This window comes from Streptomyces spectabilis (assembly GCF_008704795.1).
In the GTDB taxonomy this organism is placed as follows: Bacteria; Actinomycetota; Actinomycetes; order Streptomycetales; family Streptomycetaceae; genus Streptomyces; species Streptomyces spectabilis.
In genome coordinates this window covers 3,840,614-3,856,632 of the sequence record NZ_CP023690.1, presented here as the reverse complement: position 1 = coordinate 3,856,632, position 16,019 = coordinate 3,840,614, and the positions used below count along the sequence as shown (strand labels likewise).

The window sequence follows — 16,019 nt, the reverse complement described above, 5'->3', positions numbered from 1 at the left end:
GGGTCCTTGTCTGCTGGGCTTGGTCGTCCAGCCCGTCCGGCGTTTGAGGACGAGGCGCGGAGCGCGCTGATGGGGCACAGCGGGGCGCCCCGCGCGGGACCGGCGTCACCCGGGCCTCCCCGCCAGCGCCTCCGCCCGCAGCGCCCCGGCCCGACGCAGCGCGGCCACCGCCGGATCGTCCGGATCCCCGGCCTCCCCCCGGGCCGCCGCCAGCGCCTGGTCCACGGTGGCCAGGGCGCCGAGCTCGCCCCGCAGGGAACGGCCGAGCGCCGTCACCTCGCCCTCCGCGCGGGCACGGGCACGGCAGTGGAAGGCCAGCTCGCAGGCCGCGAGGCACTCCGGCGCATAGGTCGCGGGGACCGCGTCGACCGCGGCGGTCAGCTCGGCGGCGGAGCGGGTGACGTCGAACGTCGTGCCCGGCGGAAGGGCGGCCGCGATGTCCTCGACGCGGGCGAGCCGGGACAGCTGGCGACGGGTGACGGAGAGCTGCTTGCGGATGTCGACGGGGGACGCCGTCGGCAGGTTCGAGAAGTCCTTGGGGCAGACCAGGAGGACGTGGTGGCGCACCCGGGGCGCCGGGTCGCCGAGACGGGCGGCGAGGTCCTCCAGGGCCAGCGCGTACACCGCCGCCTGCCGGGCGGCCGCGCCCACCTTCGCCGCGTCCGCCGAGCCGTCGATCATCGGGAAGGACTTGATCTCGACGACCGTCCACGTCCCGTCCGGGGCGACCACCACCGCGTCCGGCTCAAGGAAGGCAGGGGTGCCCGCGACGTCCAGGGCCAGCATGGGGTGGTCGAGCAGCGTCCAGGCCCCGGCGGCCGTGGCCTCGCGCAGCGCGAGCTCGGTGCGGCCCGCGCGGCCCTGGGGACCCGCCGCCGTGAGGTCCGGCACGCTCGCCTCGCCCGGCACCGGCTCGGGGCCGCCACCCACGCGCGCGTGCGTGAGCCGGAGCAGCTCCGCGCCGCCGTCCGCCTTGACCCGCGCCTCGAAGGCGTGCCCGCGCATGAACGCGAACTGGGACTGCCCGAAGGCCGAAGGCGCGCCCAGCGAGTGCGCGAGCTCCGCCTTGGGCACCCCGGCGCCGTCCAGGAGCGCGCGTCGGTGACAGCCCGGATTCGCCGCGAGCGCGGCGAGGGCGCGGGCGTCGAGCGGCTGCGCCGGTACGTCAGGTCCGCGCAGCTCCGCCAGCCGTCGCCGCAGCGCCGTCCCCGCTGTCCGCGGGGTGGCCGGCCGCTCGTGCGCCGCTCGGGGCCCGGGAGCCGGACTCGGCACCGAGCTTGCGCTGATGGGGAATTCGCTCACCCGTGGAAGTCTGGCATCCGCCACTGACAACGGAGGCGTGTGTGCCGGAAGTGGCGCTCGTGGCCCGCGCCGGGTACGCGTCCGCGCCCTCGACGGCCGCGGTGTCCCCGTCGGACGCGGACCCGGCCCCGGCCCCGGAGCCGGACCCGGACCGGCCGGGCAGCGCCGCCGCGACGACGGGCCGCAGCCGCGCCGTGACCCGCTCGGCGAGCCTGCGCACCGGCTTGACCAGGAGCAGCCCCACGAGCATCACGGCGACGCCCGCGACCGCGTCCAGGAAGTAGTGGTTGGCGGTGCCCATCACGACGATCGTGGTCAGCAGCGGATAGGCGACCGCCGCCGTCTTCGCCACCGGGCCGCGTCCGTACCGCCACAGCATCACGCCGCACCACAGGGACCAGCCGACGTGCAGGCTCGGCATCGCCGCGTACTGGTTGGTCATGCCGCCCAGGCCCCGCGGGGCGCTGGCCTGGCCGCCCCACCAGCCCCAGTCGCTGTACTGCGCCATGGTGTCGACGAACCCGTGACCGGAGTCGAGCAGGCGCGGCGGACAGGTCGGCATCAAGGAGAAGCCGATCAGACCGATGAGCGTGGAGACCATCAGCCAGGTGCGGGCCGCGGCGTAGTGCACGGCCCGGCTGCGGAACATCCAGATCAGGATCAGCGGGGTGACCAGGTAGTGCAGCGACGCGTACCAGAAGTCGGCCGGGACGCCGAGGGAGGCGTGGGCGGTGAACAGCCGGTTCAGGGGGTGTTCGAGGTTCAGGTTCAGGGCCTTCTCGACCCGCAGGATGGACAGGCCGTGGTCGACGGCCGTCGTCACGTCGCCGCGCGCCAGCAGGCGGCCCGCCGAGTAGGCTCCGTACACCAGGAGGATCAGCGGCAGCTCGGTCCACCAGCGCAGGCGGAGGCCGGGTACACCCCGTACCCGGTGCCCGGATATGCCGCCGTTGCCGGCGCCCTGTGCCTCGGTCTGCGGCATCCGGTGGATCCCCCATCTCATTTCGCGCTGTTCTCGCTCAGTTGTCGCGGCGTACGGCCGCTGGGTCACTTTACGGCGTACGCGAACGCGGACGAGCCATCCCCTGGTGGTCAAAGACGCAGAGATCGGCGTGCGGGTTGCTCTTCGCGCGCGTGAGTGATGATGGAGGGAAACAGAAGGGCACATGAGGGAGCGGACGATCACTTGTCCGCTTTTGTCCTAGCTGATTTCCGGCAAATCGCTTCGCCCTCGCCGCTCCCCACTGCTCCCCGCTCCTCCTAGGAAGGCCCCTCATGGCACCGCGCATCCTGCTGGCCCGGCACGGACAGACGGAGTGGTCGCTGTCCGGCAAGCACACCGGCAGGACCGACATCCCGCTCCTCGACGAGGGCAGGCGCGGCGCCAAGCTGCTCGGCGAGCGGCTGCACCGGGCGCCCTACGACGGCCTCCCCGGCGTCGAGGTGCGCACCAGCCCGCTGTCCCGCGCGCGGGAGACGTGCGAGCTGGCCGGCTTCGGCGACCGGGCGGCGGAGTGGGACGCCCTGATGGAGTTCGACTACGGCGCGTACGACGGTCTGACCCCGGCCGACATCCAGGCGATCAGGCCCGGCTGGTTCATCTGGCGCGACGGCGTACCGGACGGCGAGACGCTGGCGCAGGTCTCCGCGCGCGCGGACGAGGTGATCGACTGGGCCCGCGGCGCCGACCGCGACGTGCTCGTCTTCGCCCACGGCCACATCCTGCGCGCCATCGGCGCCCGCTGGCTCGGCTACGACATCTCCTTCGCCTCCCGCATCCGGCTCAACCCGACGTCCCTCTCGGTCCTGGGCTGGGCGTACGGGGAGCCCGCGCTCGAGTCCTGGAACGAGACCGGGCACCTCGGCGGCTGAGCGGGCGCACCGTCACCCGCGCGCGCGGGACGCGTGGTGCGCGAGGAAGTCGGTCACCCCGGCGGCGCGCCGGTGCGGGAGCAGCACGCGCGCGGTGGTGGCGAGCATCCCCTGGATGCGGGACGACTGGACCTCGTCGAGCAGCGCGAGGACCCGCAGACCCGCCGCCGCGGCCTCGTCCGGGCGGCCCGCGCGGGCCAGGTCGTCGGCCAGCTCGGCGGTGTACAGGGCGATGTTCCGGGTGAACTCGGGCGTCTGCGCCGCCGCCACGTCCGCCGCCCGGTGCGCGTGCCGCGAGGCGCGCTCCCAGTGGCCGAGCGCCGACCAGCACTGCGCCTCCAGGCCCGCCAGCTCGGCGGGCCCGTAGAACGTCATCCACTCCGGGTCCTGCGCGCCCGGACCCCGGTCGAACAGGGCGTGCGCCTGGAAGAGGGCCCGCTCGCAGCCCGCGCGGTCGCCGAGCCCCGCCCAGCCGCCCGCCTCGCGCAGCGCGATCAGCGACAGGAGCCGGGGCGACGCGACGTGCCGGGCGGCCCGCGCGGCGGCCTGCGCCGCCCGCACCGCCTCGCGCGGGCGCCCGGCGTCGCGCGCGAGGAACGCCGAGTTGCAGAAGGCGTGCGCCTCAAGAGCGGGGTCCCCGGCCATCCGGGCCGTCGCGAGCGCCTCCGCGTAGTGCGAGCGCGCGTCGTCGAAGCGGCCCGAGTCGTGCGCCAGCCAGCCCACGGAGATGGCCAGTTCGCCCGCGCCGGCGTAGAGCCGGTCCGCCGTGGCCTGCCGCGAGGTGCCCGCGTCGAGCAGGGCGTAGGCGGTGCGCAGCGGGGTGGCGGCGCGCCGGTAGAGGCCGTCGGCGCCGTGCCGGTCGTCGAGCAGCCGGATCCGGCGGACCGCCTCCTCCACCGCAAGGGCCTCGGCCTCGCCCGCCGTGCGGGGGCGGGGGACCGTGCCCGCAGCGGCCTCGGCGGTGCCGCTCAGGGGCAGCGCCGTCAGTGATGCGGCCGCCACGGTGGCTGTGCCGCTGGTCATGAATGCGCGACGCCGCACGTCGCTCTCCTCGTCGCAGTGGTTCTGTTCGTGGTGCTCGAATCCGCCCTGGGCGGGGATGCCGCTCAGGGCGTGCGCCGTGGGCGCTTCGGCGTCCGTGCGCGCCCCCCGGCCGCGGACCGCCGAGCGCGGGGCGAAGCCGAGGTCCGTCAGGGTCCGGCCGGGGAACATGTGCAGGAACACCCGCTCGTACGCGTAGTTGGGACAGCGGATCTCGCCCGCCTCGACGCGGCCGACGTACCGCGCGTCGCAGCTGACCCGCTCGCCGATCTCGCGCGCGGCGCGCCGTACCAGGGCCGCGAACTCGCCCGGCGAGCGCTGCCCGCGCAGCCGCCTGAAGGCGAGGTTCGGCCGCGGCGGCGGGGTGGACGAAGCCCTGGAAGACGACGCCATGCCGGATCCTCTCGTGGGGACCGAGGCCCTCTCGTGGGACCGTGCCGACGAACCGCTGGAGTCCCGCGCCGCGCGTCCCGCCCCCGCGCTGCCCCGTGGTCCGGCCGTGTCCCGGCGGAGCAAGAAAGTACCCTCTGTGACCCGGCGACGACGTGGAGTTTGGCTACAAACCGGATATCTCACCCGTGATCTGCCATCATCTGCCATCCATTACGGCGGCGTGGCGCCGTAGCCGTTGACGCGGTCGCGCGTTGAACCAGTGCGGAGAGGGAGCGAAGCGGCTTCCGCCCTGGCGAGGAGGGGTTCCCTTGTTGGAGGTCGGCATGGAGAACAGCGAATCTGGGGGCTCACTGACCACGGCGCGGCACTGGCCGAGCCAGGACCGCAGCGCCGGGCCCGGCGGCGGCGATCCGCGTGGCCCCGCCCACTCCGGGCCCCGGAGCCACGAGCCGTACGTACGCCACGCCCCGTCCGCCCCGCATACCGCGCACACCGCCTACGTCCCGTACAACCCCCACACCCCGTACGCCGCGTCCGGTGTCGCCCACCCCCCTCACGAGCACTGCGACCTGGTGACCGTGCCCGCGCGGCAGGGCCTCGAAGCCGTCGACATCCTGCGCCGGGGCGCGGGGGAGGAGACCGTGGGGCCCGTCCTGCACGACGGCGGCTGCGACACCCTCGGCTTCCTGGTGCCGCCCGGCACGGCGGCCGCGTGGGACCTGCCGGGCAGCGCCTGCACCCAGACCTTCACCGGACCCGGCACCGACGCCCAGGACCCGACGCCCCCGCCCCCCGTCGCGGGCACCGGCTGGCTGCTGCCCCCGGGCGCGGCGGACCCGGTGACGGACCCCGACGCCCTGCGCGCGGCCCTGGGCGAGGCCCAGCGCATGATCGAGGCGGCCGACAACTGCCGTTGAGGCTGTGCGGCCCTCATCGGCCTTCGGCCTCGTCCTCAAACGCCGGACGGGCTTGAAAGTCTCCGGTGCGGGCCGGAGGCCCCCTGCGGGCCGCGGACGGGATGCGGTCCGCACCGGCGACCTATCCAGCCCGTCCGGCGTTTGAGGACGAGGCGCGGAGCGCCGAAAAGGCGGGGGGACGGGGGCGGCAGCCCCCGGAGCGGGAAGGGGCGGGTCCGGGGCGCCCCGCGAGGGCGGGACCGGGTCGCCCCGGCGATAATGGCCGGATGGCGAGGAACAGGCGGAGCCGGGACGCGGCACGGGAAGCCGTGGTCGAGGAGGTCGACGGCGGCCTCGCCGAGCTGCTGCCCGACCGGGACCGCCCCCGGGCCTGGACCCTCGTCATCGACGGCGCACCCCAGTCGCACGTCGACCTCGACGACCCGGCGCACCTCGACTTCGAGTACCAGCGCAGGCTCGGCCACATCGCCGACCTCGCCGCCCCGCCCGGAGCCCCCCTGCACGTGCTGCACCTCGGCGGCGGCGCCTTCACCCTCGCCCGCTACATAGCCGCCACGCGCCCCCGCTCCACCCAGCAGATCGTCGAGCGCGACACCGTCCTCGTGAGCCTGGTGCGCCGCGTACTGCCGCTCGACCCGCAGGCACGCGTGCGCGTGCGCGGTGCCGACGCCCGCGAGGGGCTCGCCAAGGTGCCGGACGGCTGGGCGGACCTGGTGATCGCCGACGTGTTCAGCGGCGCCCGCACCCCCGCGCATCTGACGTCCGTGGAGTTCCTCGGCGACGTACGCCGCGTCCTGAAGGCCGAAGGCCACTACGCCGCCAACCTCGCCGACGGCCCGCCGCTCGGCTATCTGCGCGGCCAACTCGCCACCGCCGCCGCCGTCTTCCCCGAGCTGGCCCTCGTCGCCGACCCCGCCGTGCTGCGCGGCAAGCGCTTCGGCAACGCGGTGCTTCTCGCCTCCGCGCGCCCCCTGCCCATCGCCGAGCTGACCCGGCGCAGCGCGAGCGACCCGCACCCGGCGCGTGTCGAACACGGGCGCGCCCTCGTCGACTTCGGCGGCGGGGCGGCCGCCGTCACGGACGCGAGCGCGGTGGCCTCGCCCGCGCCGCCGCCCTCCGTGTTCCGCTGAGCGCGCCCCGGGCCGTGGCTCAGTACGCGGTGACGTCGACCCGCGGCGCGTGGTCGTGCCACGTACAGAACACCGAGACGCGGTCCGCGCCCGACGTGAACTCCACCCGGATCCACGCCGGGGCCTTCCACACCCGCATCGACCAGCCCGTCGCGGGCGACGCCGACACCAGCGTGGCGGCGTCCCCGCCGAGGTCGAACACGACGCGGCCGCCGTCGGTGGAGTAGGTCTTCACCCGGCCGTGGGCGGACTCGGGCGGAGGCGACGTCCGGGGCGCCGGGTCCCGCGGCTCGGGCCGCTTCCGCGACGGCTCGGGGGCGGCGGCGGACCGCGCGGGCCTCGAAGGCCGTGAGCGGGGCTCCGGTTCGGGCCGGTGCGTGGACGACGACACCGCGTCCTCCGGGTGCTCCGCCGCGAGCGGGAGGGCGCGCGGCGGATCGTAGGCCGTGCCCGCCATCACGGTGTGCACGCCCCACCACGACAGCGTGACCGCCGCGCCCGTGGCGAGCGACCACGCGCCGGCGTGCAGGAGACCTCTGCGCATAGCGGGCCATGGTGCCCCACCGTCACCGCCGTGACCAGAAATCACAGGCACAGTGGGGGACATGACGCCCATGTCCGGGCCAAAAGTCCCTCGGGGCACCGGTGCCGTCCGCATGGCGTACGGTGCCGCCCATGGCTCGTGTGCTCGTCGTCGAGGACGACCAGTTCGTCCGCTCGGCCCTCATCCGGCATCTGTCCGACGCCTCCCACACCGTACGGAGCGTCGGCACCGCCCTGGAGGCGCTGCGCGAGGTCGCCCACTTCCGGTTCGACGTGGTGATCCTCGACCTCGGGCTGCCCGACCTGGACGGTGCCGAGGCGCTCAAGATGCTGCGCGGCGTCACCGACGTACCCGTGATCGTGGCGACCGCGCGCGACGACGAGGCGGAGATCGTCCGGCTCCTCAACGACGGCGCCGACGACTATCTGACCAAGCCCTTCTCCGTCGAGCACCTCTCCGCGCGCATGACCGCCGTGCTGCGCCGCGCCCGCGGCTCCGGCGCGTCACCGGCGAGCCGGGTGCTGCGCGTCGGCGGCCTCGCCATCGACCCGCTGCGCCGCCAGGCCGAGCTGGACGGCGCGTCGCTCGACCTGACCCGGCGCGAGTTCGACCTGCTCGCGTTCCTCGCCGGGCGGCCCGGCGTCGTCGTGGCGCGCAAGGAACTCCTCGCCGAGGTGTGGCAGCAGAGCTACGGCGACGACCAGACCATCGATGTCCACCTGTCCTGGCTGCGCCGCAAGCTGGGGGAGACCGCGGCGAGCCCACGCTATCTGCACACCCTGCGGGGCGTCGGCGTGAAGCTGGAGCCGCCGCTGTGAGGTGGGCGCTCGTGAAGGTGTGCCTGGCCGTCACGACGATGGTCGTGGCGGCCTTCGCCATCCCGCTGGGCCTCGTCATCCAGGAGATGGCCCGCGACCGCGCCTTCTCCAACGCCGAGCGGCACGCCGCCGGAATGGGCCCCACGCTCTCCATCACCACCGACCGCGCCGAGCTCACCCGGGCCGTCGCCACCTCCGAGGCGGGCGGCGACGGGCGCATGGCCGTGCACGTCCCGGCCGTCGGGGCGCACCCCGCGCTGACCATCGGCGACCGCCGCGCCCACCCCCACGACGTCGCCTCCACGCGCGAGCAGGGCCGGGCCAGGACCGTCACCGTGTCCGGGGGCTACGCGCTGCTCCAGCCCTTCGCCATCGGCTCCGGAGAGATCGCCGTCGTCGAGATCCACGTGCCGGAGAGCGAGGTCAGCAAGGGCGTGACCACGGCCTGGCTGGTGCTCGCCGGCGTCGGTGTCGGGCTCGTCATCGGCTCGGTGGCCGTCGCGGACCGGCTCGGCGTCCGCATGGTCCAGCCCGCGAGGCGCCTGGTCGGCGCCGCCCGCGACCTGGGCGAGGGCAGGCTCACCGCGCGCGTGCCGGAGGAGGGGCCCACCGAACTGCGGCTCGCCGCCGTGGCGTTCAACTCCATGGCCGACCAGGTCGTCCACCTCCTCGCCAACGAGCGGGAGCTGGCCGCCGACCTGTCGCACCGCCTGCGCACCCCGCTGACCGTGCTGCGGCTCAACGCCGCGTCCCTCGGTGACGGGCCCGCTGCCGAGCAGACCCGGATCGCCGTGGAGAAGCTGGAGCGCGAGGTCGACACGATCATCCGTACGGCCCGCGACGCCAAGCCGCGCACGGTCGCCGGGCGGCACGGCGCGGGCTGCGACGCCGCCGAAGTGATCCGCGAGCGCATGGAGTTCTGGTCGGCGCTCGCCGAGGACGAGGGGCGCGAGGCGCGCGTCGCGGGCGTGGAGCGGCCGGTGTGGATACCGGTGGCGCGGGCCGATCTGGTCGCCGCGCTCGACGCGCTGCTCGGCAACGTCTTCCGGCACACCCGGGAGGGCGCCGCGTTCGCCGTGGACGTGCACAGCGGCGAGGACGCGGTGATCGTGCTCGTCTCCGACGCGGGCGACGGCATCGCCGACCCCAAGGCGGCCCTCGCACGGGGCAACTCCGGCGGCACGGACAGCACCGACGGTCTGAACGGTCTGAACGGTACGGACGGCACGGACGACGACGCGGGCGGTGTGGTCGGCTCGACCGGGCTCGGCCTCGACATCGCGCGCCGCCTCGCCGAGTCGACCGGCGGCGACGTACGGATCGGCCGCTCGGTCCTCGGCGGCACCGAGGTGCGGCTCTGGCTCCAGCGGGGCGCCGTCCGGCCGTCGGTGGGGCGGCGGGCGGCGCGCGCGATGGTACGCCGCCGACGCCGCACCCCGACGCGATAGGCCCCTTCGGGGGGCGCTCCCGCCCGGCCCGCCCGGCCTTAACGAGCCCCGATGCCTTCCTTAAGTCCGGCATAAGGACCGCTTCGGCGCCCCGGAGCAGGGCTAACGTGCTGCACGGATCCCCCCACGGGAACGCGTGCCCCGGCCGTCACCCCCCCCACGGCCGGGGCGCGTCCCTGTTCAGGCCTCGGGGGCGGGCTGCGGCAGCTCCCCGCTCGCGGCGACCTTCGCGTACCAGCGGGCGCTCGACTTGGGCGTCCGCCGCTGGGTCTCGTAGTCGACGTACACCGCGCCGAAGCGCTTGCTGTAGCCGTACGCCCACTCGAAGTTGTCCATGAGCGACCACAGGAAGTAGCCGCGGACGTCGGCGCCCTCCAGGATCGCCGCGTGCACGGCGGACAGATGTCCGTGCAGGTAGCGCACCCGGTCGGGGTCGTGGACCGCGCCGCCCTCGGGCTTGTCGTCGTAGGCGGCGCCGTTCTCCGTCACATAGAGCGGAACCCCGGGGGCCTGAGCGGTGTATTCGAGGAGAAGGTCCTTCAGTCCTGTGGGGTCCACCGGCCAGTCCATGGCGGTGAGTTCGCCGGGCGCGCGGTGGAAGGAGACCAGGGAGTCCGCGCCCGGCCAGGGGGAGTGGCCGCCGCCCCCGTGCCCGTCGTGGCGCGGGGCACCGGAGGGCGAGGCGGCCGACACGACAGCGGGGGAGTAGTAGTTGATGCCGAGGAAGTCCAGCGGCTGCCGCGTGACGTCCAGATCACCGTCGCGCACGAAGGCCCAGTCCGTCACCCGCGCGGTGTCCGCGAGCAGATCGTCGTCGTACGCACCGCGCAGCATCGGCCCGGTGAAGACCCGGTTGGCGAGCGCGTCGATCCGGCGCCGCGCGTCCAGATCGGCGGACGAGGAGGTGAGCGGGCGCACCGCGCTCGGGTTGAGGCTCACCCCGATCCGGGCGCGGGCGGGCAGCGCCGCGCGCAGCGCCCCGGCGCCCAGGCCGTGCGCGAGGTTGAGGTGATGGGCCGCGCGCAGGGCGGCCGCGGGGTCGGTGCGCCCGGGGGCGTGCACCCCCGAGCCATAGCCCAGGAAGGCGCTGCACCAGGGTTCGTTGAGGGTCGTCCACAGCTCCACGCGGTCGCCGAGCGCCCCGGCCACGATCCCGGCGTACTCCGCGAAGCGGTGGGCGGTCTCCCGTTCCGGCCAGCCGCCGCCCGCGGGGCCCGCCGTGCCGGGGAGGGCGGATTCGAGCTCCTGGGGCAGGTCCCAGTGGTAGAGCGTGACCATCGGCGTGATGCCGTGCGCGAGCAGCTCGTCGACGAGCGCGCGATAGAAGTCGAGGCCGCGCTGCACGCCGGGCCCGCGCCCGGTGGGCTGCACCCGGGGCCAGGACACCGAGAAGCGGTAGGCCTTGATCCCGAGGTCCGCCAGGAGCCGCACGTCCTCGCGCCACCGGTGGTAGTGGTCGCAGGCGACATCCCCGGTGTCGCCGCCGAGCACCTTGCCCGGCGTATGGCTGAAGGTGTCCCAGATCGACGGGGTCCTGCCGTCCTCCCGCGCGGCCCCTTCGATCTGGTACGCGGCGGTCGCGGCACCCCACAGGAAGCCGGGGGGAAACGACAGGTTCGCAGCAGGCATGGAAGCGCTCCCATGGTTCGTACGGATGGGGGAGTGGACGGACGGGAAGGGAGGGGCTCACCCCTTGACGGCGCCCTGCATGATCCCGCCCACGATCTGCTTGCCGAACAGGACGAAGGCGAGCAGCAGCGGCAGCGTGCCGAGCAGCGCGCCCGCCATGATCACGGACTGGTCGGGGATCTGCCCCCGGCCGAGCCCGGCGAGGGCGACCTGCACGGTGGGCTCGCCGCCCTGGGTGAGCGCGATGATCGGCCAGAAGAAGTCGTTCCACGCCATGACGAAGGTCAGCATGGCGAGCACGGCCATCGCGGGCCGCGCCGCCGGGAAGACCACGTGCCAGATCAGCCGCAGACTGCCGGCCCCGTCCACCCGTGCCGCCTCGATCAGCTCGGTGGGCAGCGCCTCGATGAGGTACTGCCGCATGAAGAACACCCCGAAGGCGCTGACAAGCGTCGGCAGGATCACCGACTGGAGCTGATCGGTCCACCCGAACTCGGCGATCATCATGAACAGCGGTACGACGCTGAGCTGCGGCGGCACCAGCATCGTGCCGATCACCAGAAGCAGCAGCAGGCCGCGGAAGCGGAAGCGCAGCTTGGCGAAGGCGAAGCCCGCGAGGGTGGAGAAGAGCACCGTACCGATGGTGATCGTGCCCGCCACCACCAGCGTGTTGAGCAGGGCGGTGCCCATGTTGGCGTCGGTCCAGGCGATCTCGAGGTTCTTGAAGAGATTCCCGCCGAACCAGAACGGGGGCGGTGTCTGGGCGAGGCGCGTATTGGTCCGGGACGCGGCGATCGCCGTCCACACCAGCGGGAAGAGCGAGCCGATGGTGAAGAGGACGAGCACGGCGTAGGTCAGCTTCCCGCCGTGCAGCTGCCGTCCGGCCCCGCGCTTGCCCGGGCCGCGCCCGCGCCGCAGCGGGCCGCGCCTGAGCCGCGCCGGACCGGACCCACGCCCGCCGGTGCGCGGCGCACGGTGTGTCTGCGTCACGTCGGTCATGTCATCCCCTCACGCGCTCTTGCGGATCCACCGGCTGACCGCCCAGTTGACCAGGCCGATCAGCACCAGAAGGAGGAACATGGTCCAGGCGATCGCCGAGGCCCGCCCGAGGTGCTGGTTGAACCAGCCCTGCTCGTACAGATACAGACCGAGCGTCTGGAACTGGTGGTCCGAGCCACCGGTGGGGCTCGCGCCCTGGCTGAAGAGGAGCGGCTCACCGAAGAGCTGCGTCGCCCCGATCGTCGACACCACGCAGGTGAAGAGGATCGTGGGCCGCAGCGACGGCACCGTCACATGCAGGAACTGCTGCCAGCGGCTCGCCCCGTCGAGCGCCGCCGACTCGTAGAGATCGTGCGGGACGGCCTGCATCGCGGCGAGGTAGATCAGCGCGTTGTAGCCGGTCCACCGCCAGATCACGATCGCGGACACCGCGAGCTGCGCCGTCCAGTCGCCGTTCTGCCAGTCCACGGCGTCGATCCCGAAGAGCCCGAGCCCCCAGTTGATCAGCCCGTGATCCGTCCTGCTGAACATGAGCACGAACACGAGCGTCGCCGCGGCCACGGACGTGGCATAGGGAGTGAGGATCGCCACCCGGAAGAACATGGACCCGCGCAGCCGGTAGTTGAGGAGGTGGGCGAGCCCGAGCGCCATGAGCAGCTGCGGCACCGTGGAGAGGAGTCCGATGGTGAAGGTGTTGCGCAGCGCGTTCCAGAAGAAGTCGTCGTCGAGGAGGCGCGAGAAGTTGCGCAGACCCACCCACTCCATGTCGGTGGGCGCGCCGAGCTCCACCCGGTGCAGCGAGGCCCACCCCGTGTAGAGCAGCGGAAAGAGCCCGAAGGCGACGAAGAAGAGGAAGAACGGCGCGATGAGCGCGTAGGGACTGAACCGCACGTCCCAGCGGTAGAGGCGGCTGCGCCGCGCCCGGCGGCGCTCGTCCCGGGCCGTGTCCGCCGACGGGGCGGAGGACACGGCCGTCTGGGCGTCACTCGGAAGGTCGGTCACCGGGTCACTGGTCCAGCGCGTTGTCGATGGTCTTCACGGCCTTGCCCCAGGCCTTGTCGGGCGAGGTGCCCTTCTGGTCGACGCCGAGCATCCCGGTGTCCGCGAGGTACTGGGAGATGATCCCGTCCTTGGGGCCGATGGGCTGTACGGGCACGTCCTCGGCCGCCCTGGAGAAGATCCGGCCCACGGGCGCGCCGCCGAAGTAGGGGTTCTTGGCGTCCTTCACGGCGGGCAGGTCGTACGCCGCGCTCGCGCTCGGGAAGCTGGCCCGCTCGTCGAACAGCCTGGCCTGCTGCTTCGGCGCGGTCAGCCAGGCCGCGAGCTTCGCCGCCTCCTCCTTGTGGTCGCCCGCCTCCGGCACGGTCAGGAAGGAGCCGCCCCAGTTGCCGGGCCTGGGCGCGGCGGCGACGTCCCACTGGTCCTTGGCCCCGGCGCCCGCCTTGTCCTTGATGTAGCCGAGCATCCAGGGCGGGCAGGTCACCGTGGCGAAGGAGCCGTTGGCGAACGCCTGGTCCCAACTGGGCTGGAACTGCTGGAGCTTCGCGGTGAGACCGGCCTCGGCGAACCGCGCCGCGAGGTCCCAGCCCTCCTTGACCGCCGGGCTGTCCTTGTAGACGAGCTCGCCGTCGGCGTCGTAGAACTTCTGCGTGCCGGAGGCGTGCACGGCGGCCATCACGCCCGTCGCGCCGTCCACGAAGGCGGTGCCCTTGGGCGCCTTCTCCTTGAAGCGCTCGCCCGCCCGCAGGTACTTGTCCCAGTCCCCGGCCCACAGCCTGCTCACCGCCTCGCGGTCCGTGGGGAGCCCGGCCTTCTCGAACAGGTCCTTGCGGTAGCAGATGCCGGTCGGGCCGATGTCGGTGCCGAGGGCGATGGTCTTCCCGTCCTCTGTGGTGCCCTGCTTCCACTTCCAGTCGAGGTAGGCGCTCTTGTCGACGCCGGAGGTCCTGCCGAGGTCCACCAGCTTGTCCGCGTGGCCGCCGGTCAGCTCGGCGACGTTGCCGACCTCCACGGCCTGGATGTCGGACAGGCCGCTGCCGCTGCTCAGATGGGTGAGCAGCGCGGGCCAGTAGTTCTCGTTGCGCTGTACGGAGTTCTGCTTGATGTCGATGTCCGGGTGGAGCCGCTCGTACTCCTCGTAGAGACCGGCCTCCTGCAGGCCGAAGGCGCCGAACACACCGATGGTCAGGGTCGTCTTCCCCTTGCCGCCCCCGCCCCCGCCGCCCGATGAGCCACCGGCGTCCTTGTCGTCGGCGTCCTGCGCGCAGCCGGTGAGCGCTCCCCCGGCGAGCGCGGCCACGGCCGCGAGCACCACGGCCGTACGGGGCATTCGAGTCTTGTAGCGAGTCCGGTCATGCGTCCTGCGGCGGGTCCTGTGGCGCATGGTGTCCTCCTAGTGCTCCGACGTACCGACCACCGGTCAACTGCCCTGTGAGAGTCATGAGTTGGAGAGGAACGGCTCGGGACGGAACGTGCGGATCGTGAAAGAGCCGAGTAGAGTGGGAGCGCTCCCATATTTGATGCCTTGAAGAGTTGCGGCTCGCTGCGGGGGTGTCAAGGCACCGGACGGCAGGAGTTGCGGGCCGTCGGCGGCGCCGCTGGTGGCCGGGGGCCCGGCTGTTAGATTTCGCGTCATGGGGAGGCACTGATGGGGAGTCGTCAGCCCAAGGGGCGCGGCGGGGGGCGGCCCACGCTGGAAGAGGTGGCCGCGCGCGCGGGCGTCGGCCGCGGGACGGTGTCCCGGGTGATCAACGGCTCGCCCCGGGTGAGCGCGCACACCCGCGCCGCCGTCGAGGAGGCCGTCGCCGAGCTGGGGTACGTGCCGAACACGGCGGCCCGGGCGCTCGCCGCGAACCGTACGGACTCGATCGCCGTGGTCGTCCCCGAGCCCGAGTCGCGGTTCTTCGCCGAGCCGTACTTCTCGGACATCATCCACGGGGTGGGGGCCGCGCTCGCGGACACCGATCTGCAGCTCCTGCTGACCTTCGCGGGCGGTGACCGGGAGCGCCGCCGTCTGGCCCAGTATCTGTCGGCGCACCGCGTGGACGGGGTCCTGCTGGTGTCGGTGCACGCGGACGACCCGCTGCCCGACCTGCTCCAGCAGCTGGAGATACCGGCGGTGATCAGTGGCCGCCGCCGCGCCGACGAGCCGCTGGCCTCGGTGGACTCGGACAACTTCGCGGGGGCCCGCGCCGCCGTCACCCATTTGGTGGCCCGGGGCCGCCGCAGGATAGCCACGATCACCGGCCGCCTGGACGTGTACGGGGCCCAGCGGCGCCTCGACGGCTACCGCGACGCCCTGGCGGAGGCCGGGCACGCGCCGGACGAGGCCCTGACGGCGCCCGCCGACTTCACCGAGGAGGGCGGCCGCCGCGCCATGGCGGACCTCCTCGCGCGCAGGCCGGACCTGGACGCGGTCTTTGCCGCGTCGGACGTGATGGCGGCGGGCGCCCGTCAGGTCCTGCGCCGGGCGGGCCGCCGCATACCGGACGACGTGGCCCTGGTCGGCTTCGACGACTCGGCGATCGCCCGCCACATGGATCCGCCGCTGACGAGTGTGCGCCAGCCCATAGTGGAGATGGGCCGCACGATGACGGACGTCCTGCTCGCCGAGATCGCCGACCCCCGTCCGGCGGCGGCCCGCCGGCTGGCCCGCAGGCAGATCGTGCTGCCGACGGAGCTGGTCCACCGCGCGTCGTCCTGACGCGCGGGCCCCGGCCCGGGCGGCCCGGCCCGAACGTGACGAAGGCCGGTCCGCCGAAGCGGACCGGCCTTCGCCGATCAGGGTGAGTGACGGGACTTGAACCCGCGGCCACCTGGACCACAACCAGGTGCTCTACCAACTGAGCTACACCCACCATGAGCCGGTCTTTTGTCGTTCTTCTGACCGGCCGAGAAAAAGTGTACAGGGTCCGAAGGGGTGCTCG

Annotated in this window: 14 protein-coding genes and 1 tRNA gene; 6 read left to right on the top strand and 9 right to left on the bottom strand. The window is 73.7% G+C overall.

Translation table 11 applies throughout. The features are described from left to right. Positions 1-105: 105 nt before the first annotated feature. Complete coding sequence (locus CP982_RS16655; RefSeq protein ID WP_150515523.1) at positions 106-1,272, bottom strand: hypothetical protein; 1,167 nt, start codon at positions 1,270-1,272, stop codon at positions 106-108. Next, complete coding sequence (locus tag CP982_RS16650) at positions 1,166-2,284, bottom strand: phosphatase PAP2 family protein (protein ID WP_150511268.1); 1,119 nt, start codon at positions 2,282-2,284, stop codon at positions 1,166-1,168. The genes CP982_RS16655 and CP982_RS16650 overlap by 107 nt, the downstream gene beginning before the upstream one ends. A gap of 293 nt (positions 2,285-2,577) precedes the next feature. Between CP982_RS16650 and CP982_RS16645 the strand changes: the two genes are divergently transcribed. Beyond that, positions 2,578-3,174, top strand: a complete 597-nt coding sequence (locus tag CP982_RS16645; protein ID WP_150511267.1) for a histidine phosphatase family protein — start codon at positions 2,578-2,580, stop codon at positions 3,172-3,174. Between the two features lie 12 nt (positions 3,175-3,186). On the opposite strand, the gene CP982_RS16640 is transcribed toward CP982_RS16645, so the two are convergent. Continuing rightward, complete coding sequence (locus CP982_RS16640) at positions 3,187-4,608, bottom strand: NsdA family TPR-like regulatory protein (protein ID WP_150511266.1); 1,422 nt, start codon at positions 4,606-4,608, stop codon at positions 3,187-3,189. A 569-nt stretch (positions 4,609-5,177) separates the two neighbouring features. Between CP982_RS16640 and CP982_RS41755 the strand changes: the two genes are divergently transcribed. After that, positions 5,178-5,525: a hypothetical protein gene (locus CP982_RS41755; protein ID WP_170316643.1), complete on the top strand. Its 348-nt coding sequence runs from the start codon at positions 5,178-5,180 to the stop codon at positions 5,523-5,525. A gap of 266 nt (positions 5,526-5,791) precedes the next feature. Continuing rightward, positions 5,792-6,655, top strand: coding sequence for a spermidine synthase (locus CP982_RS16630; RefSeq protein ID WP_150511265.1), 864 nt, complete (start codon positions 5,792-5,794; stop codon positions 6,653-6,655). Positions 6,656-6,674: 19 nt separating this feature from the next. Here the strand turns inward: CP982_RS16630 and CP982_RS16625 are convergent, their stop codons facing one another. Then, positions 6,675-7,199: a hypothetical protein gene (locus CP982_RS16625; RefSeq protein WP_150511264.1), complete on the bottom strand. Its 525-nt coding sequence runs from the start codon at positions 7,197-7,199 to the stop codon at positions 6,675-6,677. A gap of 131 nt (positions 7,200-7,330) precedes the next feature. Here CP982_RS16625 and CP982_RS16620 point away from each other — a divergent pair, with 131 nt between their 5' ends. Further along, on the top strand, positions 7,331-8,017 hold the full coding sequence (locus CP982_RS16620; RefSeq protein WP_184925473.1) for a response regulator transcription factor: 687 nt from the start codon (positions 7,331-7,333) through the stop codon (positions 8,015-8,017). Further along, a complete protein-coding gene (locus CP982_RS16615; RefSeq protein WP_150511263.1) occupies positions 8,014-9,465 on the top strand; it encodes a sensor histidine kinase in 1,452 nt (483 codons plus the stop codon). Before CP982_RS16620 ends, CP982_RS16615 begins: the two co-directional genes overlap by 4 nt. 180 nt (positions 9,466-9,645) lie before the next feature. Here the strand turns inward: CP982_RS16615 and CP982_RS16610 are convergent, their stop codons facing one another. The 4 genes from CP982_RS16610 to CP982_RS16595 are packed head-to-tail and all read right to left on the bottom strand — an operon-like array spanning position 9,646 to position 14,422. Then, the gene (locus tag CP982_RS16610; RefSeq protein WP_150511262.1) at positions 9,646-11,094 is read right to left on the bottom strand and encodes a GH1 family beta-glucosidase; all 1,449 of its coding nucleotides are present in this window, start codon (positions 11,092-11,094) and stop codon (positions 9,646-9,648) included. 57 nt (positions 11,095-11,151) lie between these two features. After that, the gene (locus CP982_RS16605; RefSeq protein ID WP_150511261.1) at positions 11,152-12,093 is read right to left on the bottom strand and encodes a carbohydrate ABC transporter permease; all 942 of its coding nucleotides are present in this window, start codon (positions 12,091-12,093) and stop codon (positions 11,152-11,154) included. A 9-nt stretch (positions 12,094-12,102) separates the two neighbouring features. Continuing rightward, complete coding sequence (locus CP982_RS16600) at positions 12,103-13,062, bottom strand: carbohydrate ABC transporter permease (protein WP_150515520.1); 960 nt, start codon at positions 13,060-13,062, stop codon at positions 12,103-12,105. A gap of 37 nt (positions 13,063-13,099) precedes the next feature. Next, the gene (locus CP982_RS16595; protein WP_150511260.1) at positions 13,100-14,422 is read right to left on the bottom strand and encodes an ABC transporter substrate-binding protein; all 1,323 of its coding nucleotides are present in this window, start codon (positions 14,420-14,422) and stop codon (positions 13,100-13,102) included. Between the two features lie 318 nt (positions 14,423-14,740). Between CP982_RS16595 and CP982_RS16590 the strand changes: the two genes are divergently transcribed. Beyond that, positions 14,741-15,796, top strand: a complete 1,056-nt coding sequence (locus CP982_RS16590; protein ID WP_150511259.1) for a LacI family DNA-binding transcriptional regulator — start codon at positions 14,741-14,743, stop codon at positions 15,794-15,796. Positions 15,797-15,877: 81 nt separating this feature from the next. Here the strand turns inward: CP982_RS16590 and CP982_RS16585 are convergent. Next, positions 15,878-15,950 (bottom strand) — tRNA-His (locus CP982_RS16585). Positions 15,951-16,019: the final 69 nt, after the last annotated feature.

Excerpts from the sequence above, each read along its gene's own strand:
- CP982_RS16610 (WP_150511262.1), bottom strand. The coding sequence starts at position 11,094 with ATGCCTGCTGCGAACCTGTCGTTTCCCCCCGGCTTCCTGTGGGGTGCC.
- CP982_RS16605 (WP_150511261.1), bottom strand. The coding sequence starts at position 12,093 with ATGACCGACGTGACGCAGACACACCGTGCGCCGCGCACCGGCGGGCGT.
- CP982_RS16650 (WP_150511268.1), bottom strand. The coding sequence starts at position 2,284 with ATGCCGCAGACCGAGGCACAGGGCGCCGGCAACGGCGGCATATCCGGG.
- CP982_RS16590 (WP_150511259.1), top strand. The coding sequence starts at position 14,741 with ATGGGGAGTCGTCAGCCCAAGGGGCGCGGCGGGGGGCGGCCCACGCTG.
- CP982_RS16620 (WP_184925473.1), top strand. The coding sequence starts at position 7,331 with ATGGCTCGTGTGCTCGTCGTCGAGGACGACCAGTTCGTCCGCTCGGCC.
- CP982_RS16595 (WP_150511260.1), bottom strand. The coding sequence starts at position 14,422 with ATGCCCCGTACGGCCGTGGTGCTCGCGGCCGTGGCCGCGCTCGCCGGG.
- CP982_RS16645 (WP_150511267.1), top strand. The coding sequence starts at position 2,578 with ATGGCACCGCGCATCCTGCTGGCCCGGCACGGACAGACGGAGTGGTCG.
- CP982_RS16640 (WP_150511266.1), bottom strand. The coding sequence starts at position 4,608 with ATGGCGTCGTCTTCCAGGGCTTCGTCCACCCCGCCGCCGCGGCCGAAC.
- CP982_RS16630 (WP_150511265.1), top strand. The coding sequence starts at position 5,792 with ATGGCGAGGAACAGGCGGAGCCGGGACGCGGCACGGGAAGCCGTGGTC.
- CP982_RS16625 (WP_150511264.1), bottom strand. The coding sequence starts at position 7,199 with ATGCGCAGAGGTCTCCTGCACGCCGGCGCGTGGTCGCTCGCCACGGGC.